The organism is Dactylosporangium sp. NPDC051484 (genome assembly GCF_040689395.1).
Classification (GTDB): Bacteria; Actinomycetota; Actinomycetes; order Mycobacteriales; family Micromonosporaceae; genus Dactylosporangium.
In genome coordinates, this window is sequence record NZ_JBFAZX010000012.1 from 1 (window position 1) to 26,038 (window position 26,038).

General features: G+C 71.9%; 24 protein-coding genes and 1 pseudogene. 17 read left to right on the top strand and 8 right to left on the bottom strand.

What is annotated here, in order from left to right; translation table 11 throughout:
- A pseudogene (locus AB0367_RS20670) lies at positions 1-414 on the top strand (hypothetical protein); the annotation flags it as partial.
- A gap of 275 nt (positions 415-689) precedes the next feature.
- Here AB0367_RS20670 and AB0367_RS20675 read toward each other — a convergent pair.
- Positions 690-1,418, bottom strand: coding sequence for an LON peptidase substrate-binding domain-containing protein (locus tag AB0367_RS20675; protein ID WP_366227980.1), 729 nt, complete (start codon positions 1,416-1,418; stop codon positions 690-692).
- A 254-nt stretch (positions 1,419-1,672) separates the two neighbouring features.
- On the opposite strand from AB0367_RS20675, the gene hisD reads away from it, so the two are divergent.
- The 8 genes from hisD to hisF are packed head-to-tail and all read left to right on the top strand — an operon-like array spanning position 1,673 to position 7,295.
- Positions 1,673-2,974, top strand: a complete 1,302-nt coding sequence (hisD, locus tag AB0367_RS20680) for a histidinol dehydrogenase (RefSeq protein ID WP_366227981.1) — start codon at positions 1,673-1,675, stop codon at positions 2,972-2,974.
- Positions 2,971-4,047, top strand: a complete 1,077-nt coding sequence (locus AB0367_RS20685) for a histidinol-phosphate transaminase (RefSeq protein WP_366227982.1) — start codon at positions 2,971-2,973, stop codon at positions 4,045-4,047. Before hisD ends, AB0367_RS20685 begins: the two co-directional genes overlap by 4 nt.
- Positions 4,044-4,658 carry an imidazoleglycerol-phosphate dehydratase HisB gene (gene hisB / locus AB0367_RS20690; protein WP_344612622.1) on the top strand — a complete coding sequence of 205 codons (615 nt, stop codon included), beginning with the start codon at positions 4,044-4,046 and terminating at the stop codon, positions 4,656-4,658. Before AB0367_RS20685 ends, hisB begins: the two co-directional genes overlap by 4 nt.
- Complete coding sequence (locus AB0367_RS20695) at positions 4,655-4,798, top strand: hypothetical protein (RefSeq protein ID WP_350547266.1); 144 nt, start codon at positions 4,655-4,657, stop codon at positions 4,796-4,798. Before hisB ends, AB0367_RS20695 begins: the two co-directional genes overlap by 4 nt.
- A 16-nt stretch (positions 4,799-4,814) precedes the next feature.
- Complete coding sequence (gene hisH, locus AB0367_RS20700; RefSeq protein WP_366227983.1) at positions 4,815-5,438, top strand: imidazole glycerol phosphate synthase subunit HisH; 624 nt, start codon at positions 4,815-4,817, stop codon at positions 5,436-5,438.
- A 26-nt stretch (positions 5,439-5,464) separates the two neighbouring features.
- Complete coding sequence (locus AB0367_RS20705) at positions 5,465-5,779, top strand: hypothetical protein (protein ID WP_366227984.1); 315 nt, start codon at positions 5,465-5,467, stop codon at positions 5,777-5,779.
- A 17-nt stretch (positions 5,780-5,796) separates the two neighbouring features.
- Entirely contained in the window at positions 5,797-6,525 is a 729-nt protein-coding gene (gene priA / locus AB0367_RS20710) for a bifunctional 1-(5-phosphoribosyl)-5-((5-phosphoribosylamino)methylideneamino)imidazole-4-carboxamide isomerase/phosphoribosylanthranilate isomerase PriA (protein WP_366227985.1), read from the top strand.
- Entirely contained in the window at positions 6,522-7,295 is a 774-nt protein-coding gene (hisF, locus tag AB0367_RS20715) for an imidazole glycerol phosphate synthase subunit HisF (protein ID WP_366227986.1), read from the top strand. The genes priA and hisF overlap by 4 nt, the downstream gene beginning before the upstream one ends.
- A gap of 25 nt (positions 7,296-7,320) precedes the next feature.
- Here hisF and AB0367_RS20720 read toward each other — a convergent pair whose 3' ends face one another.
- Positions 7,321-8,280 (bottom strand): LysR family transcriptional regulator, encoded by a 960-nt coding sequence (locus tag AB0367_RS20720; protein ID WP_366227987.1) that lies wholly within the window; start codon positions 8,278-8,280, stop codon positions 7,321-7,323.
- A gap of 71 nt (positions 8,281-8,351) precedes the next feature.
- Here AB0367_RS20720 and AB0367_RS20725 point away from each other — a divergent pair, with 71 nt between their 5' ends.
- Together AB0367_RS20725 and AB0367_RS20730 are read left to right on the top strand one after the other, a co-directional pair.
- A complete protein-coding gene (locus AB0367_RS20725) occupies positions 8,352-9,287 on the top strand; it encodes an EamA family transporter (RefSeq protein ID WP_366227988.1) in 936 nt (311 codons plus the stop codon).
- Positions 9,288-9,311: 24 nt separating this feature from the next.
- Positions 9,312-10,787, top strand: coding sequence for a PLP-dependent aminotransferase family protein (locus tag AB0367_RS20730; protein WP_366227989.1), 1,476 nt, complete (start codon positions 9,312-9,314; stop codon positions 10,785-10,787).
- A gap of 85 nt (positions 10,788-10,872) precedes the next feature.
- Here the strand turns inward: AB0367_RS20730 and AB0367_RS20735 are convergent, their stop codons facing one another.
- Together AB0367_RS20735 and AB0367_RS20740 are read right to left on the bottom strand one after the other, a co-directional pair.
- Positions 10,873-12,714: a long-chain fatty acid--CoA ligase gene (locus AB0367_RS20735; RefSeq protein ID WP_366227990.1), complete on the bottom strand. Its 1,842-nt coding sequence runs from the start codon at positions 12,712-12,714 to the stop codon at positions 10,873-10,875.
- A 165-nt stretch (positions 12,715-12,879) separates the two neighbouring features.
- The gene (locus tag AB0367_RS20740; RefSeq protein ID WP_366227991.1) at positions 12,880-13,539 is read right to left on the bottom strand and encodes a TIGR03085 family metal-binding protein; all 660 of its coding nucleotides are present in this window, start codon (positions 13,537-13,539) and stop codon (positions 12,880-12,882) included.
- Between the two features lie 111 nt (positions 13,540-13,650).
- Between AB0367_RS20740 and AB0367_RS20745 the strand changes: the two genes are divergently transcribed.
- The 3 genes from AB0367_RS20745 (at position 13,651) to AB0367_RS20755 (ending at position 17,988) form a co-directional block, all read left to right on the top strand.
- On the top strand, positions 13,651-15,483 hold the full coding sequence (locus tag AB0367_RS20745; RefSeq protein ID WP_366228178.1) for an ABC transporter ATP-binding protein: 1,833 nt from the start codon (positions 13,651-13,653) through the stop codon (positions 15,481-15,483).
- Entirely contained in the window at positions 15,480-17,252 is a 1,773-nt protein-coding gene (locus tag AB0367_RS20750) for an ABC transporter ATP-binding protein (protein WP_366227992.1), read from the top strand. Before AB0367_RS20745 ends, AB0367_RS20750 begins: the two co-directional genes overlap by 4 nt.
- 295 nt (positions 17,253-17,547) lie before the next feature.
- Positions 17,548-17,988, top strand: a complete 441-nt coding sequence (locus AB0367_RS20755) for a hypothetical protein (RefSeq protein ID WP_366227993.1) — start codon at positions 17,548-17,550, stop codon at positions 17,986-17,988.
- Here AB0367_RS20755 and AB0367_RS20760 read toward each other — a convergent pair.
- From AB0367_RS20760 to AB0367_RS20775, 4 genes are all read right to left on the bottom strand, one after another.
- On the bottom strand, positions 17,982-18,644 hold the full coding sequence (locus AB0367_RS20760) for a TetR family transcriptional regulator (RefSeq protein ID WP_366227994.1): 663 nt from the start codon (positions 18,642-18,644) through the stop codon (positions 17,982-17,984). The genes AB0367_RS20755 and AB0367_RS20760 overlap by 7 nt on opposite strands.
- 225 nt (positions 18,645-18,869) lie before the next feature.
- Entirely contained in the window at positions 18,870-19,607 is a 738-nt protein-coding gene (locus AB0367_RS20765) for an ABC transporter permease (protein WP_366227995.1), read from the bottom strand.
- A 3-nt stretch (positions 19,608-19,610) separates the two neighbouring features.
- A complete protein-coding gene (locus AB0367_RS20770) occupies positions 19,611-20,354 on the bottom strand; it encodes an ABC transporter ATP-binding protein (RefSeq protein WP_366227996.1) in 744 nt (247 codons plus the stop codon).
- Between the two features lie 181 nt (positions 20,355-20,535).
- Entirely contained in the window at positions 20,536-23,217 is a 2,682-nt protein-coding gene (locus AB0367_RS20775) for a hypothetical protein (RefSeq protein ID WP_366227997.1), read from the bottom strand.
- A gap of 286 nt (positions 23,218-23,503) precedes the next feature.
- Here AB0367_RS20775 and hisI point away from each other — a divergent pair, with 286 nt between their 5' ends.
- From hisI to AB0367_RS20790, 3 genes are read left to right on the top strand one after another with little or no spacing between them, the layout of a single operon-like run.
- Positions 23,504-23,860: a phosphoribosyl-AMP cyclohydrolase gene (hisI, locus tag AB0367_RS20780; RefSeq protein ID WP_366228179.1), complete on the top strand. Its 357-nt coding sequence runs from the start codon at positions 23,504-23,506 to the stop codon at positions 23,858-23,860.
- Positions 23,857-25,392: an anthranilate synthase component I gene (locus AB0367_RS20785; protein ID WP_366227998.1), complete on the top strand. Its 1,536-nt coding sequence runs from the start codon at positions 23,857-23,859 to the stop codon at positions 25,390-25,392. The genes hisI and AB0367_RS20785 overlap by 4 nt, the downstream gene beginning before the upstream one ends.
- Positions 25,389-25,934 carry a Trp biosynthesis-associated membrane protein gene (locus AB0367_RS20790; RefSeq protein ID WP_366227999.1) on the top strand — a complete coding sequence of 182 codons (546 nt, stop codon included), beginning with the start codon at positions 25,389-25,391 and terminating at the stop codon, positions 25,932-25,934. The genes AB0367_RS20785 and AB0367_RS20790 overlap by 4 nt, the downstream gene beginning before the upstream one ends.
- Positions 25,935-26,038 lie beyond the last annotated feature (104 nt).

Genomic DNA, 26,038 nt, shown 5'->3' on the forward strand with positions numbered 1-26,038 from the left:
CGGGTCCTGCGCTCCCGCAGCATCCCCGGCATCGACCAAGAAGTCTGGGCCCTGCTCACCACCTACCAGGCACTCATCCGCACCGCCGGCGACGCGGCCTCCACCCGACCCGGCCTGGACATGGACCGCATCAGCTTCACCATCCTCATCCAAACCGCCGCCGACACCGTCACCACCGCCACCGCGGTCCTGCCCACCAGCCCGACCGACCTGCTCGGCACCATCGGCCACGCCGTCCTCGCAGACCTACTCCCCGCCCTGCGCCGCCCACGCTACCGGGCCCGCACCCGCAAAAACCCCACCAGCAAGTACAGCCAGAACGCTGGCCAACACCCCAGAACCACCCAGACCTATACCATCCACGCCAGCATCACGATCTTCGAACAAGGACTTGCCGCCCGCCCACGACGCTAAACGCAACGGCGTTGAACGTGCCGATTCTTGTACATTTTCACTCCGTGACCATGGCGAACATGATGGCTGGTCGACGCGGATCGCAGGCGCGGCCACCGCTGCCCGAACTCGGCTCGCGATGCCGAGCGCCCGAATGACGATCGCTCTACGTTCGCGCCCCCGGCTCGGCTCGAACGTTGGGCGGATCAAGGCGGGCCGTATATGGGCCGATTTGTGGCTTACATTCCTGGTTGGCGGCTTTGCCCCTTATTAGGGTACTTGCCGGCGCCGCTGGGTCAGTTCGGGCTGGACGGGATCGCGAGGTCGGCGAGGGCGACGGGCACGGCGCGTACCTGGCCGAGGAGAGCGGCCTCCCGGCGTAGGAGGGCACGCTCGGCCTTGAGCCGGCTGACCGTGTCCGGCTCGGCGAGCAGCGACTGGCGGTCCTCGAGGGTCAGCGAGGCCGTGGCCGCGACGAGGTGGGACAGCACGGTCGGGTCGTCGGGCAGTTGCTCCCCGTCGTTGTCGGACCGCACCGCGCGCAGGTAATCCTGATAGGCGGCGAGCACGCCCGCGGCGAGCTCGCCCTCGCGGTCCGGCTCGCCCTTGGGCTCGGGGAGCCATTCGACCTCGCCGGTCAGGTATGGCGTGTCGTTGGGCGCCAGCCTCAGCAGCCGGAACCGGCGCCGGCCGACCGTCATCAGGTCGAACCGGCCGTCGGGCAGCTCGGTGATCTGCCGGATCTCCGCGGCGCAGCCGATCTCGTAGAGTGACAGCGACTCGCCGGCCGTGATCGTCGCGTCCACCGACTCGGTCTGCCGGCCGACCTCCCAGCCGCGCCGGATCGCGACGACACCGAACTCGCGGGGCAGGTCCGCCGGGAGCTCGGTGAGATGCTGCACGAGGGTGCGGTATCGCGGCTCGAAGACGTGCAGCGGCAGCACCAGCCCGGGGAACAGCACCGTGCCGAGCGGAAAGAGCGGCAAGAGTGTCCGCGTGCGCTCCGGTTCGTTCGCTGCCTCCACGAGCCGAAGCGTAGCCGAGAGCGCCGCGAGTGGCGCTGAGGAGAGGCTCGTCACCTTCTCGGCCCTGATGAGCCGGCGGTCGTTCGCGCCGGACTGCCGCACAGCCAGCGGCGAGGAGACCCGGCGGTCAGGAAGCCAGGCGGCGAGCAAGCCAGGTGACGACGTGACGCCGTGAGCGAGGGCAAAGATCCCGACAGCCCGCAAGGCGGGACGGCAACGCATAACCGCTGGCGACGCCGAATAGACTCGCAAGGGTGTTGAACCGGATCGACCTGCGAGGCTCCGCCGAGGACCCGCGCCGTCTGCTGCCCCGAGCCGCCATCGACGTATCCGTCGCCACCGAGCAGGTGCGTCCGACCGTCGAAGCGGTCCGCGAGCATGGCGCGAGCGCGATCCGCGAGGCGACACATCGCTTCGACGGTGTCGAGGTCAAGCAGTTGCGGGTGCCGAAGGAGGAGATCGAGCGGGCCGAGGCCGAGCTCGACCCGGGGGTGCGCGCCGCGCTGCTGGAGTCGATCGAGCGCGCCCGCAAGGTGCACGACGATCAGCGCCGGACCGAGGTCACGACCGTCCTCGGCGAGGGCGGCACGGTGACCCAGCGGTGGTTGCCGGTGAGCCGCGTCGGGCTGTATGTGCCGGGCGGCCTGGCCGTGTATCCGTCGAGCGTGGTCATGAACGTGGTGCCGGCCCAGGCGGCCGGGGTGGCCTCGATCGCGGTGACGAGCCCGCCGCAGAAGGACACTGGCCTGCCCAACCGCAACATCCTGGCGGCGTGCGCGCTGCTGGGAGTGGACGAGGTGTATGCGGCGGGCGGTGCGCAGGCGATCGCCATGCTGGGCTACGGGTTCACGGACGAGGAGCCGGCGTGCGTGCCGGTCGACATGATCACCGGGCCGGGCAACATCTGGGTGACGGCGGCGAAGCGGATGCTGCGCGGGACGGTCGGCATCGACGCCGAGGCCGGGCCGACCGAGATCGCGATCCTCGCCGACGACAGCGCCGACCCGCGGCACGTGGCCGCGGACCTGATCAGTCAGGCCGAGCACGACCCGCTCGCGGCGAGCGTGCTGGTCACGACGTCGGTGGAGCTGGCCGACGCGGTCGATGCCGAGGTCGCGCGGCAGGTCGCCGCCACCAAGCACGTGCAGCGCGTGACCGAGGCGTTGAGCGGCTCGCAGTCGGCGACGGTGCTGGTGAGCGACCTGGACCAGGGGCTGCTGGTGGTCGACGCGTATGCCGCCGAGCACCTGGAGATCCAGACCCGCGACCCGCGGACCGTGGCGGAGCGGGTGCGCAACGCAGGCGCGATCTTCGTGGGCGCCTGGTCGCCGGTCTCGCTCGGTGACTACTGCGCGGGCTCCAACCACGTCCTGCCGACCGGCGGCTGCGCGCGGCACTCGTCCGGGCTGTCGACGCAGACGTTCCTGCGCGGGGTGCAGCTGATCGAGTATTCGCACGACGCCCTCCAGCAGGTCGCGGCCCACGTGGTGGCGCTGTCCGACGCCGAGGACCTGCCGGCGCACGGCGCGGCGGTGAAGGTGCGGTTCAGCGAATGACGACGCTCGACGATCTTCCGCTGCGGGACGAGTTGCGGGGCCTGACGCCGTATGGCGCGCCCCAGCTGGACGTGGCCGTCCGCCTGAACACGAACGAGAACTCCTATCCGGTACCGGATGCGGCCGTCGCGGAGATGGAGAAGTCGCTGGCCGCCGTGCTGCGCGACCTCAACCGGTATCCGGACCGGGACGCAGTGGCGCTGCGCACCGACCTCGCTGAGTATCTCGGTCATGGGCTGACCTGGCGCAACGTATGGGCGGCCAACGGCTCCAACGAGATCCAGCAGCAGCTGCTGCAGACCTTCGCCGGGCCGGGGCGCACCGCGCTGGGCTTCACCCCGTCGTATTCGATGCATCCGCTGCTGGCCGCGGGCACCGGCACGACCTGGGTCGACGGGCGGCGCGCCGCCGACTTCGCCCTGACCGCCGAGCACGCCGTCGCGAAGGTCCGCGAGGTGCGGCCCGACCTGGTCTTCCTCTGCTCGCCGAACAATCCGACCGGCACGGCGCTGCCGTTGGAGGTCGTCGAGGCGGTCGCGGAGGTGGCCGAGGGCATGGTCGTCGTGGACGAGGCCTACGCGGAGTTCGCCCGCAAGGGCACCGTCTTCGCGCTGAGTCTCGTCCAGCGGTACCCCCGCCTGGTCGTGACGCGCACGATGAGCAAGGCGTTCGCGCTGGCCGGCGGGCGGGTCGGCTACCTGGCCGCCGACCCGGCGGTGGTCGACGCGGTGCAGCTGGTGCGCCTGCCGTACCACCTCAGCGCCATGACCCAGGCGGTCGCCCGGGCGGCGCTCGCGCACACCGACGCGCTGCTGTCCACCGTGGACGCGGTCAAGCGGCAGCGCGACCGGATCGTCACCACGCTGCTCGGCTGGGGGCTCCCGGTCGCCGACAGCGACGCCAACTTCGTGCTGTTCGGCGCGCCGCGCGGGGACAGCAAGGGCGTGTGGCAGGCCCTGCTGGACCGGGGCGTGCTCATCCGCGACGTCGGGCTGCCGGGCTGGCTGCGCGTCACCGCCGGCACGCCCGAGGAGACCTCCGCCTTCCTGAACGCACTCGAGGAGCTGTTGTGAGCCGTACCGCCCGCGTCGAGCGCGTCACCAAGGAGACCAAGGTCCTGGTCGAGCTCGACCTCGACGGCACCGGTGTCGGGGAGATCTCCACCGGCGTGGGCTTCTACGACCACATGCTCAACCAGATCGCCAAGCACGGCGGGTTCGATCTGCGGGTACACACCGTGGGGGATCTGGAGATCGACGCGCACCACACCGTCGAGGACACCGCGCTCGCGCTCGGCGCCGCGTTCGCCGAGGCACTCGGGGACAAGGCCGGCGTGACGCGGTACGGCCACGCGCAGGTGCCGCTGGACGAGGTGCTCGCCTCGGCGGTGGTGGACCTGTCCGGCCGGCCCTACGTGGTGCACGACGAGCCGGCGAACATCGCGCCGCACATCGGCGGCAACTATCCGACCAGCCTGACCCGGCACATCTGGGAGTCCTTCGGGCACTCGGCGCGGGTGACGCTGCACGTGAGCATTCTGCGGGCGGGCCGGCACGGCGCCCAGCCCGACGCGCACCACATCGTCGAGGCGCAGTTCAAGGCGGTCGCCCGGGCCCTGCGGCAGGCCTGCGCGATCGACCCGCGTAACGCCGGCGCGGTGCCGAGCACCAAGGGTGCGCTGTGAGCATCGCCCTGCTCGCGCTGGCCGGCCTGCTCCTCGGCGGGGCGCTGTCGCTACGGCAGCAGAGTAAGTCGAAGGTGCCGTTCGTGATCACGCTGCTGCTGGCCGCGCTGTCCGCGGCCGGTGGCCTGCTGTGGATGTGAGAAGGGAAGTCCATCCGTGGCGAAACGGGTAGTGATTCTCGACTACGGCTCGGGCAACCTCCGTTCGGCCGAGCGGGCCGTCGCGCGGGTCGGCGCCGACGTCGAGGTCACCGACGACCTCGGCAAGGCGGCCCGGGCCGACGGCCTGGTGGTGCCCGGCGTCGGGGCCTACGCGGCGTGCATGGCCGGCATCGAGCAGCTCGGCGCCGGCCCGACGATCGCCGAGCGGGTCCGGGCCGGCGCGCCGGTGCTCGGCATCTGCGTCGGCATGCAGATCCTGTTCGACGCCGGCGAGGAGCACGGCGTGGTCACCAAGGGCCTGGGCCTGGCCCCGGGCGAGGTGAAGGCGCTGCACGCGCCGGTCGTGCCGCACATGGGCTGGAACACGGTGAACTGGCCACAGGACACGGTGCTCGGCGCGGGCCTGCCGGCCGACACCCGGTTCTACTTCGTGCACTCCTATGCCCCGACGGTGATCGACGCGCAGGCACAGGCCGGTGTACGGGTCGCCACGGCGGTGCACGGCGAGCCGTTCGTCGCGGCGTTCGAGACCGACGTGCTGCGCGCGACCCAGTTCCACCCGGAGAAGTCCGGCGACGCGGGCGCCGCGCTGCTGACCAACTGGCTCGGGACGCTCTGAGATCGTGAGCCGATCGTGAGCATGGCGTGAGCAAGGAACGGGCGAAGCGGCGCGCTCTGCTGGAGGCGGAGCGCGCCGCGCGCATGCGCCGCAACGAGCGCAAACGCGCGCGCCGGGCCGCGATGCGGCGGCTGGTGCCGAAGGTGCGCATCGGCCGAACCGGTAAGCTTTTCGCACGCCGGTCCCGCGCGCAGCGTTCGGTCATCGTCACCCTCGTGCTGGTGGTCCTGACCCTCGTGTGGCTGTTCATCGACTCGATGGCGGCCCGGATCGGCATCAGCGCGCTCGTCATCGTCGCCACCCCGGCGCTCACCGTGCTCGTCCTTGACCGCCGGATCTGACCGAAGGATCTGAAATCATGGCTCTGCAGCTCCTGCCCGCCGTCGACGTCGCCGACGGCCAGGCGGTCCGTCTCGTCCAGGGCGCCGCCGGCAGCGAAACGACGTATGGCGACCCGCTCGAGGCCGCGCTGGCCTGGCAGCGGCAGGGCGCCGAGTGGATCCACCTCGTCGACCTCGACGCCGCGTTCGGCCGCGGGTCCAACGCGGCGCTACTGGCCGACGTGGTGCGCCGCCTCGACGTCCAGGTGGAGCTGTCCGGCGGCATCCGCGACGAGGCGTCGCTGAAGGCGGCGCTGTCCACCGGCGCGACCCGGGTGAACCTCGGCACCGCGGCGCTGGAGAACCCGGACTGGTGCGACCACGTCTGTGCCACCTACGGCGACCAGGTCGCGGTCGGCCTGGACGTGCGGGGCCACCAGCTCGCCGCGCGCGGCTGGACCAAGGAGGGCGGCGACCTTTTCGAGGTGCTCGACCGCCTGGAGAAGGCCGGCTGCGCGCGATACGTGGTGACCGACGTGATGCGCGACGGCACGCTGACCGGCCCCAACCTGACCCTGCTGCTGGAGGTGACCGCCCGGACCAAGAAGCCGGTGATCGCCAGCGGCGGCGTGTCCAAGCTCGACGACCTGCGCCAGCTGGCCGCGCTCGAGCCGGCCGGTGTCGAGGGCGTCATCGTGGGCAAGGCGCTGTACGCCGGAGCCTTCACGGTCTCCGAGGCGCTGCAGGTGCTGGAGGAAGCGGCATGACCGTTGCGGTGCGGGTGATTCCCTGCCTGGACGTGGACGCCGGGCGGGTGGTCAAGGGCGTCAACTTCCTCAACCTCCGCGACGCCGGCGACCCGGTCGAGCTGGGCGCCGCCTATGACGCCGCGGGCGCCGACGAGCTGGTCTTCCTGGACGTGACCGCCTCGTCGGACGGGCGCGCGACGATGCTGGACGTGGTCCGCCGTACGGCTGAAACGGTCTTCATCCCGCTGACCGTCGGCGGCGGCGTCCGCAGCGTCGGCGACGTCGACACGCTGCTGCGCGCCGGCGCCGACAAGGTCGGGGTCAACACCGCCGCGATCGCCCGCCCAGAGCTGATCGCGGAGATCGCGCAGCGCTTCGGCAACCAGGTGCTCACGCTGTCGCTGGACGTGCGCCGCTCGGCGGACGGCCCGGGGCGCCAGCCGAGCGGCTTCGAGGTGACCACGCACGGCGGGCGCCGCGGCGCGGGGCTCGACGCGGTCGAGTGGGCGGCGCGGGTGGCCGAGCTCGGCGCCGGCGAGATCCTGCTCAACTCGATGGACGCCGACGGTACCAAGGACGGCTTCGACCTGGAGCTGATCCGCGCGGTGCGCGCGGTCGTCACCATCCCGGTCATCGCCAGCGGCGGCGCCGGGAAGGTCGACGATTTCGTCCCGGCCGTCGCGGCCGGCGCCGACGCCGTGCTCGCCGCGAGCGTGTTCCACTTCGGTGAGCTCACGATCGGCGACGTGAAGACCGCCCTGCGGGAGGCCGGTCACCCGACGCGTTAGCCGGCGCGGTGCTGGTGATACCGATCTAGACCACGTGCACCAGGTCCTGGCCCGGCACCCAGACGGGGAGGTCGCCGAAGGGCGCGGCCGTGCTCGCGCGGTGTCGCCAGGCGTCCTGGAGGACGGCGACGGTGGCGGCGATCGCGGGCCGGATGCCGGCCGCGGCGCGCCACGCGACGGACACCCGCCGGGCCGCCTCCGGGGTGACCGGGCGGGCCACGGTGCCGGCCGGCAGCGACGTGCGGGCCAGCCGCGGCACGAACGCCACGCCGAGGCCTTCGGCGACGAAGGTCAGCTGCGTCTCGAACTCGTTGACCAGGATCGAAGGGGCCAGCCCGGGCAGCATCCGCAGCAGCCACTCGTGGCACACGGTGCCCGGCCTCGACGCGATCCAGCGCTCCTCGCGGACCTCGTCGAGGGTCACCGGACCGGTGCCGAACGCCAGCGGATGCCCGGCCGGCAGGACCAGGTCGGCGACGTCCAGGCCGAGCTCGACACTGGCGACCCCCGGCGGGTAGGTCACCGGGATCTCCACCCACTCGTCGATGAGGGCCACGTCGATGATGCCGCGCAGGATGCCGTCGAAGCTCGTCTCCCGGTCGCTCTCCAGGAGCGTCGGCTCCAGGCCCGGGTGCTCGGCGGCGAGCCGGCGCAGCGCGTGAGGGAGCAGGCCGCGGCACGCGGTCGGGAACGACGACACGCTCAGCCGGCCCGACACGGTCTCCTGGTGCGCGGCCAGCGCCGCCTCGGCCTCCTCGACCGCGGCGAGCACCAGCCCGGCGTGCTCGGCGAGGATCCGGCCGGCCTCGGTGAGCCGCAGCCGCCGCCCGTCCTTCTCCACGAGCGTGGCCTTCGTCTCACGCTCGAGCTTCGCGATGTGCTGGGAGATCGCCGACGGCGTGCAGTGCAACGCGCCTGCGGCCGCCGTGACGGTGCCGAACGTCTGCACCGCGCGTAGCGCCTGGAGTCGAGGAAGGTCAAGCATGAAGTAATGCTAAATCAACGATGAAGAATTCTTCGATAGAACTTCACATTTGCCGGGTTAATTATCGACGCATGAAACCTCGTGATCTCGCCCTGGCGATCCTGGTGACCGTCATCTGGGGCGTCAACTTCGTGGTCATCCACGTGGGCCTGGACAGCATGTCGCCGCTGCTGTTCTGCGCGTTGCGTTTCGGCGTGGCCGCCCTGCCGGCGGTGTTCCTCGTCGGCCGGCCGCAGGCGCCGTGGCGCTGGGTGATCGCCACCGGCGTGGCACTGGGCGTGGTCAAGTTCTCGCTGCTCTTCGCGGGCATGGCGGCCGGGCTGCCGTCCGGGCTCTCCGCGCTGGTACTGCAGAGCCAGGTCGTCTTCACGCTCGTCTTCGCCACCGTCCTGCTGCGCGATCGCCCGGGGCCGCGGCGCGTCACCGGCGTGGTGCTGGCCGGCGCGGGCATCGTGCTCATCGCCACGCAGCTGGGCCTGGACCGCCCGCTGGGCGCGTTCCTGCTGGTCCTGGCGGCCGGCGCGGCCTGGGGCCTGGCGAACATCGCGATGCGCAAGGCCTCGGCCAAGAACATGCTGAACTTCATGGTGTGGGTGAGCGCGGTCGCGACCCCGCCGCTGATCCTGCTCACGCTGACCGTCGACGGCCCGTCGCACGTCTGGGGCGCGCTGAAGGGCCTGGACCTGACCGCCGCTGGCGCGATCGCCTACATCGCCTACCTCAGCACGCTGTTCGGCTTCGGCGTCTGGGGCCGGCTCATCACCCGCTACGGCGCCGGTACCGTCGCGCCGTTCGCCGCCCTCGCGCCGGTCTTCGCGATCCTGTCCGCGGCGCTGTTCCTGCACGAGCGGATCCACTGGTACGACCTCGTCGGCGGCGCGGCGATCCTGGGCGGAGTGCTGCTGGGCGCGACCGGCGGGCCGCGAGCGGACCCCAAGCCGGGTGCGGAATTGGACTTGCCCGCCGAGCCAGCGCATGCCAGTCTGAGGCCAATCGGTCGGGTGTGATAGCCAATCAAGGGGGAACTGGCCTTGTCTGCGATCGTCCGCGGCGCGCAACTGGCTCGCATGCTCAACGCCTGGCAGGTTGCCGTTGGAGTGCGCGGCCCGGGCGGGCGCCGCCCGGAGTATGTCGTGCTCGCCAACGCCGTGCGCGGCCTGCTCATCGACGGCCGGCTGGCCCTGGGCGTGCGGCTGCCCGCCGAGCGGGAGCTCGCGGCGGCGCTGGGCATCAGCCGTACCACCGTGACCGCCGCATATCGGGAACTGCGCGAGAGCGGGCACGTGTCCAGCCGTCGCGGTGCCGGGAGCTGGACCGAGCTGCCGGCCGGGCACCGGGTCGGCACCGCCGGGCTGTGGACCCCCAGCGATGACGCCGGCCTGATCGACCTGGGCTGCGCGGCGATGCCGGCCCCGCCGGAACTGCCCGCGGCCGCCGCCGCGGCCGTCGCCGACCTTGAGCCATATCTGTGCGGCCCCGGCTATCAGCCGGCCGGGCTGCTGGTGTTGCGGGAGACGGTGGCCCGCCGCTACACCGAGCGCGGCCTGCCGACCGAGCCCGACCAGGTGATGATCACCGGCGGCGTGCAGCAGGCCCTCGACCTGCTGCTGCGGCTGCTCGTCGCGCCCGGGCAGCGTGCCCTGGTGGAGACGCCCACCTATCCCAACGCGCTGAGCGCGTTCCTGGCCAGCCGGGCGCGGCTCAGCGCGTACGCGATCGGCCCCGACGGCTGGGACGCCGACCTGCTGCTGTCGACGGTCCGCGCGGCGCAGGCCCGGGTCGCGTACCTCATCTCCGACTTCCACAACCCGACCGGCCACCTCATGCCGGCGTCGTTGCGCGAGCGGCTCCCCTCGGCCGCGCACGCCGCCGGCACCGACCTGATCGTCGACGAGTCGTTCGTCGACCTGGCCTTGGACCCCGAGCTCGCCGACGGCGGGATGCCGCCCGCGGTGGCCGCGTTCGACCGCACCGCGCGGGTGCTCACGATCGGCGGGATGAGCAAGGCCTTCTGGGGCGGCCTGCGCATCGGCTGGGTGCGCGGTCCGGCGCCGCTCATCGCCCGGCTCGCCGCGGCCCGCGTCGGCGTCGACATGGCCTCGCCGGTGCTCGACCAGCTCGTCGCCACCCGCCTGCTGCAACACCGCGACACGATCGTCGCCGCGCGGCGCAAGCAGCTGCTGGTGCAGCGCGACGCGCTCGCCGCGGCGCTGCGCGCGGCGCTGCCGGACTGGCGCTTCGTGCTGCCCCGCGGCGGCATGGTCATCTGGGCCGAGCTCGACGCGCCGGTGTCCAGCGCCCTGGCCCGATCCGCGGAGGAGCTCGGCGTGCGGGTCGCGTCCGGGCCACGCTTCGGCGCGGACGGGACGATGGAGCGGTTCATGCGCCTGCCGTTCACACTGCCGGAGGCCGACCTGGTCGAGGCGGTGCGCCGGCTCGCCGAGGCCCGCACCGACCTGGACCGCCCGCGCCGCCACTCGTGGTCGACGCAGGTGGTCGTGGCCTGAGACTCCTGCTCACAGACGCGTCGTGGCCCCCGGGAATGGCGGTCCCCGGGGGCCACGACACTGTGGGGTGTGAGCGAGGCCTGTGTCAGATCTCCGCGAGCGTGCCCGCGTACATACGCTCGATGTCCTGCTCGAACGACTTCTCCACGGCGCGGCGCTTGACCTTGAGCGAGGGGGTGAGCTCGCCGTCCTCGATGGACAGGTCGCGGCCGAGGATCTTGAACTTCTTGACGGTCTCCCAGCGGTTGAGCTTGGTGTTGAGCTCATTGACGTAGCCCGCCACGAGCTCCTCGGCCTCCTTGGAGGCGGCGATCTCGGCGTAGGACCTCCCGGCCAGCGCGGTGCCCTCCGCCCACGCCTTGATCGCGTCGGGATCGAGGGTGACCAGCATCGTCACGTAGTTGCGGGCCTGGCCCACGACGATCGCCTGTGAGGTGTACGGGCACACCGACTTGAACAGGCCCTCGATGTAGCTGGGCGCGACATACTTGCCGCCCGAGGTCTTGATCAGGTCCTTCTTGCGGTCGGTGATGCGCAGGTAGCCCTCGGCGTCGAGTTCGCCGATGTCGCCGGTGCGGAACCATCCGTCCTCGGTGAACGCCGCGGCGGTCTCGTCGGACAGGTTGTGGTATCCCCGCATGACCGGCGTGCCCCTGAGCAGCACCTCGCCGTCGGTGTCGAGCCTCACCTCGAGGTCGCCGAGCGCCTGGCCGACGGTGCCGATCCGCTCCCGGCCCTCGCGGTTGACGAACGAGCCCGCGGACGTCTCGGTCAGCCCATACCCCTCCAGGATGGGCAGGCCGGCGGCGAAGAAGAACTCGCCGATCTCCGCGGACAGCGGCGCCGATCCGGAGACCATCGCGCGCATCCGGCCGCCGAGGCGGGCGCGCAGCTTGCTGAAGACCAGCTTGTCGGCGATCGCGGCCTGAACCTTGAGCATCCCGCCCGGCTCGCAGCCGGCCAGCCGCTGCGCGGAGGCGCGCTTACCGACCGCGACCGCCCAGGTGAAGATCTTCCACTTGGCGCCGCCGTCGGCCTGCGCGCCGGTGACCACGCGGTTGTACACCTTCTCGAAGATCCGCGGCGCGGCGCACATGAGCGTCGGCCGGATCCGGCCGAGGTTGTCGATGATCTTGTCGACCCGGCCGTCGACATACGTGGGCAGGCCGACATACAGCATCCCGCACAGCAGCGTCTTGCCGAACGAGTGCGACAGCGGCAGCCACAGATACTGCAGGTCGTCGCTGCGGAGAATGCCCGTGTCCTGCTGCGTCTTGCCCTGCCAGACCCAGCCGGCGTGCAGCAGCTCGACGCCCTTGGGCCGGCCGGTGGTGCCCGACGTGTAGATCAGCGTGGCGAGCCGGTCGCCCTCGACGCCGGCCGCGATCCGGTCGATGAGCTGCGGGTCCGCGGTGGTCGCCGCCCGTCCGGCCGCCTCCACCTCCGCGAGGGTCATCGTCTTCACGGGTTCGGTACCGCTGGGAGCCCCGTCGATCAGCACGACCACCGTCAGGTTCGGCAGGTCCGCGCCGTCGAGCTTGGCCGCTTGGTCCGGGTTTTCGGCGATGAGCACCTTGGAGCCGGAGTCGGCGACGATATAGACGGCCTCTTCGGGCTCGGTCGTCGGATAGACCGTGGTGGTGGCGGCGCCCGCCAGCATGATGCCGAGGTCGGCGAGGATCCAGTCGAGGCGGGTGCTGGACAGCACCGCGACACGGTCCTCGGGCTGCACGCCGAGCGTGGTCAGGCCGGCGCCGATGGCGCGGGCGCGCTCGCCGACCTCGCGCCAGGTCAACCAGATCGGGTCGGCGTCGTCGTCGGGGGCTGGGTGGCCGAAGGCACGGGCGTCCGGAGTCTCGGCCACCCGGTGCAGGAACATGTCCGGGATCGAGCGGTACGGCAGTTCGAGCCGCTGGGTCTGGGTCATGATCGGCCTTCCGGGACGTCCGGGAGCGAGCACCGGCGTTCGTGACTGCCGTCACGTCTTCCGTTACCAGACGGTAAACCGTCGATCCCGTTACCGGCTAGACCCGAAACCGAAACGTGAGGAAGCGCCGGATCCGTGCCCCTTCACCGCAACCGTCCGTGCCGCTCACATGCCCAGTCGCGCTCCTCGGAGGCGTTCGAGGAGATCTTCCGGCCCGGTGAGCTCCACATCGGCGGCGGCCTGGCGGCCGGTGAAGAACAGCAGCAGCTCGCCCGGATCACCCTCGACGGTCACCTGCCGGGCCGGGTCAGGGTCGCCCTTGCCTGCCGTGAACGGCTCCACGATCGGTTCCGCCGTTGACTGCGGGCCCGGCGACCTCACCACGATGCGGGCCGGGAACCGGCGGGCCGACAGTCGCGCCGAGCCCTTGACGCGGGCGCCCAGGGCCCGCGCGTAGGCCTCCGGCAGCTCGCGCGGCGCCCAGCCCGGCACCGCCCGGCGGACGTCCTCGAGGTGGATGAAGAACTCGACGAGGTTGACGGCCTCCTCGGCGAACGCGGGGCGCACGAACGGCGCGGGGGTGCGCACCTTCTCGACCAGCGCCGTGTAGTCGCCGGCGGCGAGCCGGTCCTGGACCTGCTTCGTATGCCCCGCCACGGGCTTGATCAGGATGCCGGCGGCCGCGTCGGGCCGGCGCTCGCGCAGCACGAGGTGCGCGGCGAGATCGCGGGTGGCCCAGCCCTCGCAGAGGGTCGGCGCGTCGGGGCCGGCGGCGAGCAGCGCGTCGGCGAGCGCCGCGCGTTCGGCGCGGGCGAACGAAGTCATGTGCGTAACGCTAGCCCCGAAAGTGTCGTAGGTCGTCGGTAAGGTTGGCGTCCGGTCGGGGTCGCTTACCGGGCGCCGCGAAAACAGGGAGCTGATGTGACCAGCGGCAAGGTGCTCGCGAAGGGCTTTCGGGTGCTGGGCCACGCAGTCCGTGACGAGCCTCACATGTTCGTTGTCTCGGTCGTCGGCAGTGTGCTGTTCAGCATCCTCACGATCGCCACCGCCTTCGTCTCCGGCGCGGTGGTCGGCCGGCTCGTGGTGCCGGCGTTCGACCGAGGCCACGTCGCCACCGGCACGCTGCTGCTCGCCGCCCTGGCGATCCTCGCGGTCAGCCTCGGCAAGATCGTCGGCATCTTCGGCCGCCGGCTGGGCGCCGGGGCCATGCAGTTCAACCTCCAGGCGAGGTATCGCCGCGCGGTGACCCGCCGCTATCTGCGCCTGCCGCTGGCCTGGCACCAGCGCCACCCCACCGGCACCCTGCTGTCCAACGCCAACGCCGACGTGGAGTCGGCCTGGTATCCGATCGCGCCCTTCCCGTTCGCGGTCGGCGCGGTTGTCATGCTCGTCGCCGCGGTCGTCTCGCTGTTCGTCACCGACTGGGCGATGGCGCTGGTCGGCGTCGCGATCTTCCCGGTCCTGCTCGGCGTCAACGTGGCCTACTCGCGCCGCATGGCGCCGCGGGTCGCCCGCGCCCAGCAACTGCGCGCCGAGGTCAGCACGGTCGCCCACGAGAGCTTCGACGGCGCGCTCGTGGTCAAGACCATGGGGCGCGAGGCGTCGGAGACCGAGCGCTTCGCCGCGAAGGCCGTCGAGCTGCGCGACGCCATGATCCGGGTCGGCCGCGTCCGCGCGCTCTTCGACCCCTTCCTCGACGCGCTGCCCAGCGCCGGGACCCTCGCGGTGCTCGTCGTCGGCGGCTGGCGCTACCGGCAGGGCGCCGTCGACGTCGCCGAGGTCGTCAGCGTCGCGTTCCTGTTCACCGTGCTGGCCTTCCCGGTCCGGGCCATCGGCTGGGTCCTCGCCGAGCTGCCGCGCAGCGTCGTGGGGTGGGAGCGGATCCGGCACGTCCTCGACGCCGAGGGCGACACCGTCTACGGCGACACCGACCTGCCCGGCACCGGACCGGCCGCGCTGCGCTTCACCGGCGTCGGCTTCGCCTACACCAACGAGGACGGCGCCGGCCCCGGCGTGCTCACCGACGTGACCTTCGACGTGCCGGCCGGGCGCACCGTCGCGCTCGTCGGACCGACCGGCTCGGGCAAGTCGACCATCGCCGCCCTTGCCGCTCGGCTCGTCGACCCCGTCTCCGGCATCGTCGAGCTCGACGGCGTCGACGTGCGCGAGCTGACCCAGGACGCGCTCGTGCGCAGCACCGCGCTGGTCGCCCAGGTCCCGTTCGTCTTCGACGACACCATCCGCGGCAACATCACGCTCGACCGGCCCGGTGTCGACGACGGCGCGGCCTGGCGGGCGCTGCGGCTGGCCCAGGCCGACGGGTTCGTCGGGCACCTCGCCGACGGGCTCGACACGACCGTCGGCGAGCGTGGCACGTCGCTGTCCGGCGGGCAGCGCCAGCGGCTCACCATCGCCCGGGCCCTCGCCGGCGCCCCGCGCCTGCTCGTGCTCGACGACGCGACCAGCGCCGTCGACCCGCGCGTCGAGGCCGCGATCCTCGCCGCACTGCGCCGCGCCGACGGCGCCACGCAGCAGGCCTCCATCCTCGTCGTGGCCTACCGGCGGGCCACCATCGCCCTGGCCGACGAGGTGGTCTATGTAGAGCGCGGGCGGGTCGTGGCCCGCGGCACCCACAGCGAGCTGCTGGACAGCGCGCCCGGCTACGCCGACCTGGTCACGGCCTACGAGAAGGCGGAGCAGGAGCGGGAGCGCGAGCACGCCTTCGACGGCTCGGACGACCGCCTGGACGAGACGAGCGTGACCGCATGACGAGCACCGTCGAGGCCGCCCCGCGGGCGGGCATCCTGCGGCGCGGCCTGGCGCTATCCCCGGAGCTGTTCACCGGGCTGGCCGGCACGCTCGGCCTGGCCCTGGTCGCCACCGCCGGCCGGGTCGCCGTGCCGGTCGCCATCCAGAAGAGCATCGACCTGGGCATCCACGCGCCCGGCGGGCCCGACCTCGGCGTGGTCGGCACGATCGTGGCGGTCACCGCGGGCGTGCTGCTGCTGACCATGCTCAGCGCCTACCTCATGAACGTGCGCCTCTTCACGGTCAGTGAGACGGCGCTGGCCGGCATCCGCGCCCGCACGTTCCGGCACATCCACGACTTGTCGATGCTGCACCAGCAGTCCGAGCGGCGCGGCGCGCTCGTCTCCCGGGTCACCAGCGACGTCGACCAGATCAGCCAGTTCCTGCAGTTCGGCGGCTTGCTGTTCATCGTCAACCTCGGCCAGCTCACGGTCACCACGATCGTCATGCTCGTGTACTCGTGGCAGCTGACCCTCGTAGTCTTCGCCGCCTTCGCGCCGCTGATCTTCGTCGTGCGGTTCTTCCAGCGCCGGCTCAGCGTGCTGTATCTCGAGGTTCGCGAGAGCGTGGGGGCGATGCTCGGCGTCATCGCCGAGAGCGTCGTTGGCGCCCCGGTCGTGCGCGCCTACGGCATCCAGGGTCGCACCGGCGAGCGGCTGGACCGCTCGATCGAGCGCAGCCGGCGCGGCCAGTTCCGTGCCCAGACCAACAACGTGACCAGCATGAGCTTCGGCGAGCTCGCGGCCGGCCTCGCGCTGGCCGGCGTCGTGGTCGTCGGCACGCTGCTCGGCGTCGGCGGCCGGCTCAGCGTCGGCCAGCTCACCGCGTTCCTGTTCCTGGCCACGCTGTTCGTGCAGCCGGTGCAGGTGGCCACCGAGGTGCTCAACGAGGCGCAGAACGCGATCGCCGGCTGGCGGCGGGTGCTCGACGTCATCGAGACCGAGCCCGACGTCGCCGACCCCGGCGCCGACGGTCGCGCCCTGCCGGACGGCCCGATCGACGTCCGGTTCGAGCACGTCCACTTCGCCTATCCCGGCGGCCCCGAAGTGCTCACCGACGTCCACCTCACCGTCGCCGCCCGCACCCGGGTCGCCGTCGTGGGCGAGACCGGCAGCGGCAAGACCACGTTCGCCAAGCTGCTGACCCGGCTCATGGACCCGAGCCGGGGCCGTGTCCTGCTCTCCGGCGTGCCGCTCGGCGACGTCCGCTTCGACTCGCTGCGCAGCCGGGTCGTCATGGTCCCGCAGGACGGGTTCCTCTTCGACGCGAGCGTTGCCGACAACGTCCGCTTCGCCCGTCCCACCCTCACCGACGTGGACCTCGAGCTCGCCTTCACGGAGCTCGGCCTCATCGACTGGGTCGAGGGCCTGGCCGACGGCCTGCACACCCAGGTCGGCGAGCGCGGCGAGGCGCTGTCGGTGGGGGAGCGGCAGCTGGTGGCGCTCGCCCGGGCGTATGTGGCCGACCCCGATCTGCTCGTCCTGGACGAGGCCACGAGCGCCGTCGACCCGGCCACCGAGGTCCGCCTGCAGCGCACGCTGGACGCCGTGACCCGCGGCCGCACGACGATCGCGATCGCCCACCGCCTGTCGACCGCCCAGGCCGCCGACGAGGTCATCGTGGTCGACAAGGGCCGCGTCGTCCAGCGCGGCCCGCACAACCGCCTGGTCACCGAGCCCGATTCGATCTACGCCCGCCTCTACGCATCCTGGCTCGAACAAACCCGCTGACCCCGCCGCGCCGACCCCGGTCCCGCGCCGCTCGGTCCCGCGCCGCGCCGACCCCGGGTCCGCGCCGCGCTGGTCGGTCCTGACCGGGTCGCTCGGCTGCGGCTGCGACGGTCGGCGGCGTCCGGGCTGTTTGGCTGCGGCTGCGGCGGTCGGTCGCGTGGTGCTTGCTGGGGCGTGTGTCGTGCCTGGCGGCTTGTCGGTTGCGGTGATCTCGATCGTGATCCCGGTCATGGGCTAGGCGCGGCGCTACGCTTCGAGGCGGGGCGGGCGCGCCGGGTGGCCTACATTTGGGCGCATGCCAGCCAGGGGGCGCCGATCCGTGCCAATGCAGGTACGCATCGCGGTGGCTGGGTTCAACGCGGCCGGCGGCGTCATCTTCACGCTCGCGCTGACCGCGCTCGGCGTGCTGCTGTCCGGCATGCAGATCGACCCGGTGGCCCAGGGCGGCACCGGCTACCTCGACTTCGTCCTGTTCTTCAACGCGGTCCTGTTCGTGTCCCCGCTGGCGGCGGTCCTGGTCTTCCTGGGCACCCGCGTGCGGCGCGGCGAGCACTGGGCCTGGCTGGCGAGCCTGGTGTTCTGGGCGTTCATCGGCGCCACGATTCCCCTCCTGGCCTGGCTGCTGGAGGCCCCGCTGTCCTTCCGCCTCGTACCGGTCCTGTGCGCCGCCGCGGTCCTCGCCTTGCTGCTGACGCCCCAAGCCCGCACCCACTGCGCCGACCTCGGCGACTACTGACCTCTCGGCGCGGCCCTCCGCACCGACTCATCCGAAATGTCGGCCTTTACCGTCGCGGCTGCCGGTCGGGGGAGGGGGTCGGCGAGGTACTGCTGGATGGTGGGTCCGATGGTGCGCACGACGTCGTCCTGGGTCATGGAGGCGAGGGGCTCGAGCTTCAGGATGTAGCGCATCAGCGCCAGGCCGATCATCTGCGAGGCGACCAGGGCGGTCCGCTTCGGGGCCTCGGCCGGGTCCAGGTTGAGGGCGCTGGTCGCACGGCGCAGGATCTGGCTCACCAGGAACTCGCGCAGCATGCGGGCCGACCACTCGTGCTGCAGCGCGCTACGGACCAGCGCGGCCGCCGTGTTGCCGGCGGGGGAGTCCCAGACGGTGAGGAAGGTGCGCACCAGGCGCTCGCCGACGCCGTCCAGGCCGGGCTCGAAGACCTTCGGCAGGATTGTGCCGGGGTCGAGCGGGGCGTTCATCGCGGCGAGGAACAGCTTGTCCTTCGACCCGAAATAGTGGTGCACCAGCGCCGGGTCGACCCCGGCGCTGGTGGCGATCTGGCGGATGGACGCCCCGTCGAAGCCGTGCTCCGCGAAGGCCTTGGTGGCGGCGGCCAGGATGACCTCTCGCGTGTCCTGGTTGCCGGGGCGTCGTCCGGTGCGGGCCATGAGCCTCTTTCTGCCGTTCCTTGTGTTGCTGTCGTTCCTAGGTGCCTGCTGCCACCGTGTGTTGCCGGTCGTGCGCTGCCTTGTCGCCGTGGTGCCGTCCGGTTTGCGGTCCCTGCCGCCGTCGTCTCGCCGGCGGGCGGGGTCCACGCGTTCGGGCGGTGCTGTCGCGGTGTCCCGGCCGTGCGTGGCCGAGTGCCGGAACCGGGTCGACGGGGCGGGCGCGGGTCATGCGGTGCGGCGGCGCAGCGTTGCCGCACCGAGCAAGAGTGCCACGATCACACAGCCGACGATGATGGCGAGGTCTCGCCACATGGTCGACGTCGGGTCCGTGTGGGTGCCGACCTCGGTGAGGGCCTGCACGGCGTACGACATGGGCATGACGTCGCTGATCGCCTCCATCCAGCCGGGCATCCGGTCCCGGGGCTGCAGCAGGCCGCAGAGCAGGACCTGGGGCAGTACGACGGCGGGCATGAACTGCACGGCCTGGAACTCGCTGTCCGCGAAGGCGCTGACCAGCAGGCCGAGCGCCATGCCGAGCACGGCGTTGCCGACCGCGATGACGCCGACGAGCCATGCCGGCCCGAGCGTGTCCAGGCCGAGCAGCCAGAACGCGAGCGTCGAGACGATCACGGCCTGTACCGCAGCGGCCACCGCGAACGCGATGCCGTAGCCGAGCAGGATGTCGACCTTGCCGATCGGCGTGGTGAGGAGGCGTTCCAGGGTGCCGCTGGTGCGCTCGCGCAGCATCGCCACACTCGTCAGCAGGAACATGATCACCAGCGGGAACACGCCCAGCATGATGAGGCCGACGCGGTCGAACAGCTGGGGGTTGTCGTCGTAGAGGTACCGAAGCAGGGTCAACAGGACGGTCGGGACCACGAGGATCAGGGCGATCGTCCGGCGGTCGTGCCGGAGCTGGCGGAGGATGCGCCCAGCGGTGCCGAAGGTCAGTCGCGGGGACATGGGTCAGCCCACCTTCTCCGTGTCGTGTGCCTTCGCCGTGTCCTGCGCCTGCACGAGCCTGAGGAACGCCTCGTCCAGGTCGTCGGTGCCGGCGCTCCGCCGTACCTCCGCGGGGGTCTGATCGGCGATGAGGTGCCCCTCGCGGATCAGCAGGAGCCGGTCGCAGCGGCCGGCCTCGTCCATCACGTGGCTCGACACGAGCAGTGTCGAGCCGCCGGCGGCCAGCGCGTGGAAGTGCTGCCAGAGCTCGTTGCGCAGGACCGGGTCCTGGCCGACGGTCGGTTCGTCGAGCACGAGGAGCGTCGGCCGGCTCATGATCGCGCAGGCGAGCGAGGCGCGGGCGCGCTGGCCGCCGGAGAGCTGGCCGACCAGCTGGTCCTTGGCCTTGCTCAGGCCGACGTCGCTGATCGCCGCGTCGGCCTGCTTCGCGCCGAGGCCGTAGAGGGACGCGAAGTACCTCGCGTTCTCGCGGACGGTCAGGTCGGCGTACACGCTCGGCGCCTGGGTGAGGTAGCCGACCTTGTCGCGCAGCGGCTTCGACCCCGCGGGGTGGCCGAGGACCGTGACCGTCCCGCTGACGATTTTCTGTACGCCGACGACGGCGCGGATGAACGTGGTCTTGCCACTGCCGCTGGGGCCGAGCAGGCCGGTGACGCTGCCGCTGGGCACGGTGCAGGTGAAGTCGTGCAGCACCCGCCTCTTGCCGCGCGCGATGACGAGGTGTTCGACCTCGATCGCGTTGCTCATCGTGGGTTCCTTCCTCTGGGCGGTCGGTCAGGGTTGTCGGGCGCTGCGATGCGAAGGTCCCAAAACTCAACGCCTGATGAACTCAACGCTAGATGAAATCTTCTCGGCCCGTCAAACCCGTAAATGCGACAGGGGACGGACCGGTGCCGGTCCGTCCCCTGTACTGGGGTTTAGGCTGACGTCAGAGCGACAGGATCCGCTCGAGGAAGTCCTTGTACTGCCGCATCGCCACGCGCAGCGCCTCGGTGTCGGGCCGCTGCGACGACGCGGCCGGGTTGAGGGCGTGCTGCTGCTCCTGCAGCTTCTCGGCGAGGGTCTCGATCGCGTCGCTGACCACGGCGGACGCACGGGCGACCGCCTTGACCGGGTCGTCGACGAACTTGGACTGGGACTTCACGAGTTGCTGCCGGAACTTGTCGGCCCGCTTCCGCTTCCACAGCACGATGCGCTGCTCGACAATGTCACCGGGCCGCAACGGCGCGGCGACGGCCGCGTACTCGAGTTCCTCGTCCTCGTTCTCTTCGACCACGACGATGGCGACCGGCTCGCCGTCCTCCGCCTCGTCGCCTTCGACGTCACCCACGAGCACCTGGACATCCTGGTCCTCACCGTCCGCACCGAGGGCCGCCGTGATGTCGCCGTCCTCGTCGTCGTCTTCCTCGTCCTCAGCGTCGGCTTCGGCCTCGGGCTCGTCCGTGGCGTCCTGGTCGTCGGCGTTCTCGTTGGTGGCTTCGGCCTCCGGCTCGTCTGCGGAGTCGTCCTCGTCGGTGGCTTCGGCCTCGGGCTCTTCCGCGGCGTCGTCGTCGGCTTCCTCGTCGGTGACCTCGGCCTCGCTGGTTACCTCTTCGATGTCCGCGCCGAGGTTGACCTCCTCGGCCGGCCCTTGATCCTCGGTGTTGTCGACGCCAGCCTCGATGACCTCGACCGGTTCGTCGTCTGCGGCCTCTTCGGTTTCGGCTGCTGGCTCGTCGGCAGCTTCTTCCTGGGCTTCGTCGGTCTCGGCGGTGTCTTCTGCGGCTGCGTCGTCCGCGGCCTCGTCGGTTTCGGCCGCTGGCTCGTCGGCAGCTTCTTCCTGGGCTTCGTCGGTCTCGGCGGTGTCTTCTGCGGCTGCGTCGTCCGCGGCCTCTTCGGTTTCGGCCGCTGGCTCGTCGGCAGCTTCTTCCTGGGCTTCGTCGGTCTCGGCGGTGTCTTCTGCGGCTGCGTCGTCCACGGCCTCGTCGGTTTCGGCCGCCGGCTCCTCGGCCGGGTCGTCCTGCGAGTCCTCAGTTGCTTCGGCGGTGGTCTGCTCTGCCGGCTCGTCGGTGACCTGGTCGGCGTCTGTGGTGGGCTCTTGTTCGGTCTCGGCGACGGGTTCCTCGGAGGCCTCGGCCTCGGGCTCCTCGGCGGTCTCCTCCTGGGCCTCTTCGGTCTCGGCGGTGGGCTGCTCTGCCGGCTCGTCGGTGACTTCGTCGGCTTCCGCGGTGGCCTCTTCTTCGACCTCGGCGGCGGGCTCCTCCACGGCGGGGGCTTCGGCGGCGTCCTCGGTCACCGCCTCTGGCTCGTCCTCAGCCGCGACGTCTTCCGCTTCCGCAGTCGGTTCGTCGCTCTCCGCTGCGTCGATCTCCGCGACCGGGTCGGCATTCTCGTCCGCCTCGCTCTCTGCGGCGTCGGCGTCGCTTTCGGCGGCGGGCCCCTCGTCGCCCTCGGCCGGGGCAGACTCCGCCTCGGCTTTCTCGGCGACGGATGCCTCCTCGACGACCACCTCGGTGGCCGGCTCGTCCGCGTCGGCCCCTTCACTCTCGTCCCCGGCCTCATCGGCAACGGCTTCGGGCTCCGCGGCGTCGCTCTCGGCGACGGCCTCGGCCTCATCGGTCGCCTCGGGCTCCAGGTCCTCCGCCTCCGCGGCCGGCTCCTCGTGGCTGGCCGCGTCGTTGGGCTCGGCGTCGGCCTCGGCACCCGAACTTTCGTCGGTGGTCTCCGCAGCCGGCTCCTCGCCTGCGACCTCGTCCGTGGTCTCGGCGACCGCCTCTTCGTTGCTGGCCTCATCCGCACTCTCGGCGACCGGCTCCTCGTCACCGGCCTCGTCGGTTTCGGCAATCGCTTCCTCGTCACCCGTTTCGGTGACGAGCTCGGCCTCGTCGGCGATGTCAGCGGCCGCTTCGGGTTCGGCGTCGGATTCCTCCGCGTCGGCGGCGTCCTCGAGGTCCTCGGCGGCCGCCGCCTCGGGCTCGGCGGTGGTCTCGGCGGCGGGCTCCTCGTCGCCCGGCTCCTCGGCGTCCGCGGCTGCCTCGACCTCCTCGGTCTCGGTCTCGGGCTCGTCGATGGTCTCGGCCGTGGGCTCCTCGTCGCCCGGCTCGGCGGCGGGATCCTCGGTTTCCGCAACAGCCTCCGCGTCCTCGGCCCCAGCCTCGGTGACCTCGACGGCTGCCTCCTCGCCTTCCGTCTCGGCGACGGCCTCTTCAGCGGCGTCCGTGGCGGCCTCTTCAGCGGCGTCCGTGGAAGCTTCCTCAGAGACATCATCAGTCGACGCCTCTTCGGACGCTTCCGTGGCGGCCTCGGAAGCGGTGGGCGCGGCGGAGTCGTCCTCCGTGAGCGGCTCCGGAGATGCGGCGGCGGCGCCGACGATGGCGGAGATGTCGTCGGGCACGGAGACGGAGATCGCCGGGGTGTCGGCGAGGTGGTCTTCAGCGGCGGGCGGGGTTTCGGCGGACTCGGGGGACTCGGCCGGGGCGGGGGCGTTGTCGGCCTCGGCGGGCGCCGCCAGGGTGTCGTCGAGCGGCTGGCGCGGCTCGGGCACCACGGCCTCGGCCGGCTTGTCCTCCGAAGCGGCCACTTCAGGGGATGGGCTCGACTGGTTGTTCGGCGGGGTGAAGTTGGGGTGCATCGTTGGGTCCTCCGTCCGCTCGGTCCGAACGGGGGCAGCCACCCGGTCGGACTGCTGCTTGGCTCAGCGCTGGGGTCGCGGACGCCGGGAGGCCGAGCGGCGCCCAGAACCGACGACCGCATGACCGACGGTGGGGTGCCCCCAGCGAGACGGGTCGGGGGTGGCCGTCGGGGGGCGGGGAAGGTGGGGCGACCGCGCAGATCTTCCGTGCGGCGCACCGCCAAGGTACTCCCTCAACACCAGCAGCCATAGACCCCAAACCGCCGAGTGTCCGCGGTGCGGAAGAATTGCTGTTGTGTCGTCGAAGCTTGATCCAGAAGTCGCCAACCGTCTACGCCGGAACGAGGCCGGGCTGGTGCCCGTGATCGTCCAGGAGCACGGCACCGGGGAGGTGCTCATGTTGGCGTGGATGGACGACGAGGCGCTGCATCGCACCCTTACGACGGGGCGGGCCACCTACTGGTCGCGCAGCCGGAACGAGTATTGGCTCAAGGGCGAGACCTCAGGCCACGTCCAGCACGTCAAGAGCATGGCGATCGACTGCGACGGCGACACTTTGCTGCTCACCGTCGAGCAGACCGGCGGCGCCTGCCACACCGGCAACCACACGTGCTTCTACACCCCACTGGAGGTGGCCGGATGACCACCGGCGCCGTGGCCCCGGACGAGGCCACCTTCCGCGAGCTCGCCCGGAACCGCCGGGTGGTGCCGGTGACCCGCCGGCTGCTGGCCGACGGTGAGACGCCGGTCGGGGTGTACCGCAAGCTCGCCGGCGGCCCGGGCACGTTCCTGCTCGAGTCTGCCGAGCAGGGCGCCGGGGCGGCGGGGGCGGTCTGGTCGAGGTACAGCTTCATCGGGGTCCGCAGCGTGGCCACGCTCGTCGAGCGGGATGGCAGCGCGCACTGGCTCGGCACGCCGCCCGCGAACGTGCCGGTCGACGGAGACCCGACCGAGGTGCTGCGGGCCACGATCGCGGCGTTGACCGCGAACGATGCCGACCTGCGGGGCCTGGACCTGCCGCCGCTGTCGGGCGGGCTCGTCGGCTTCCTGTCCTATGACGCCGTACGCCGCTTCGAGCGCCTGCCGGAGCTCGCCCTCGATGACCTGCACCACCCCGAGCTGGGCATGATGCTCGCGACCGACCTCGTCGCGCTGGACCACTTCGAGGGCGCGGCGCTGTTGATCGCCAACGCGGTGCTGCCGGCGGCCGGGGCGGACGACGCGGTGGTCGGGGCCGCGTACCACCAGGCGATCGGCCGGCTGGACGCGATGACCACGGCATTGTCCCGGCCCACGCCGCCGCTGGTATCCACTGTGGACAGAGTGCCGCTCGGCGAGGTGGTCAGCCGCACGCCGGCGGGAGAGTACCCGAAGGCGGTCGAGGTCGCCAAGGAGGCCATCCGGGCCGGTGAGTGCTTCCAGATCGTGGTCGCCCAGCGCTTCGAGCGGGCCACCGAGGCGGACCCGCTGGATGTCTACCGGGTGCTGCGGACGACCAATCCCAGCCCGTACATGTACCTGCTGCGCTTCGACGGCTTCGACGTGGTCGGGTCGTCCCCCGAGGTACACGTGAAGGTGGACGGGCGGCGGGCACTGCTGCACCCGATCGCGGGCACGCGCTGGCGCGGGGCGACGCCGGAGGAGGACGCCGCGCTCGCCGCCGACCTCCTCGCCGACCCGAAGGAGCGGGCGGAGCACGTGATGCTCGTCGACCTCGCCCGCAACGACCTCGGGCGGGTGTGCAAGCCCGGCACGGTGGAGGTGCCCGAGTTCATGACCGTCGAGCGGTACTCGCACGTCATGCACATCGTCTCGACCGTCGTCGGCGAGCTGCACGACGATCGCGGCGCGTTCGACACGCTCGCGGCGACGTTTCCGGCCGGCACCCTGTCGGGGGCGCCGAAGGTGCGCGCGATGGAGATCATCGAGGAGCTCGAGCCGACGCGCCGCGGCCTGTACGGCGGGGTGGTCGGCTACTTCGGCTTCGGCGGCGACATGGACACCGCGATCGCGATCCGCACCGCGCTGATCCGCGACCGGATGGCGTACGTGCAGGCCGGCGCCGGCGTCGTCGCCGACTCCGACCCCAGCGCGGAGGAGACCGAGACCCGAAACAAGGCCGCGGCGGTGCTCGCCGCCATCGCGACCGCCGAGACGTTGCGGCCGGCCCGGTGAACCTGATCGGCCGGCTGACCGGCCGGCGGGGCCTCGCGATCACGGCCGTGGCCTGTGCCGCGGGCGCCGGGCTGGTCCTGCTGGCCGCTACCCGGGGCTGGCAGGACGTGATCACCAACCAGCCGGCGCCGCTGCCGCCGATCACGGAGCACCGCACCGGCACGGAGATCGCCCCCTGGCTGCCGGCGCTTGGCGTGGTGGCGCTGGCCGGCGCCGGGGCGCTGCTGGCCACCCGGGCCGCGGCGCGGCTGGTCGTGGGTGCGCTGCTGATCCTGTCGGGCGCCGGAGTGGTGGTCGCCGCGCTGGTCACGCTCGGTGACGACGTCAAGGTTGTCTGGCCGCTGCTGTGCACCCTCGGCGGCTTGGTCGTGCTCGCGGCGGGCCTGGTCACCGCGCGCGCCGGGCGGTCGTGGCCGGGGATGGGCGCCCGCTACGAGCGTTTGTCGGCGGCCGAGAAGAAACCGGACCGGCCCGCCTCCCAGGCGGAGCTGTGGGACGCCCTCGACCGTGGCGAGGACCCCACCTCCGGCGACCACCCCTGACCATGACCGGGCTCGCGCAGGAGCCGGGTGCGATCGGCCCGGTGAGGACCGAATCGCGGTGACCGCCTGACCAAGGCGGGTCGCGCTCGACCGGGGCGAGGATC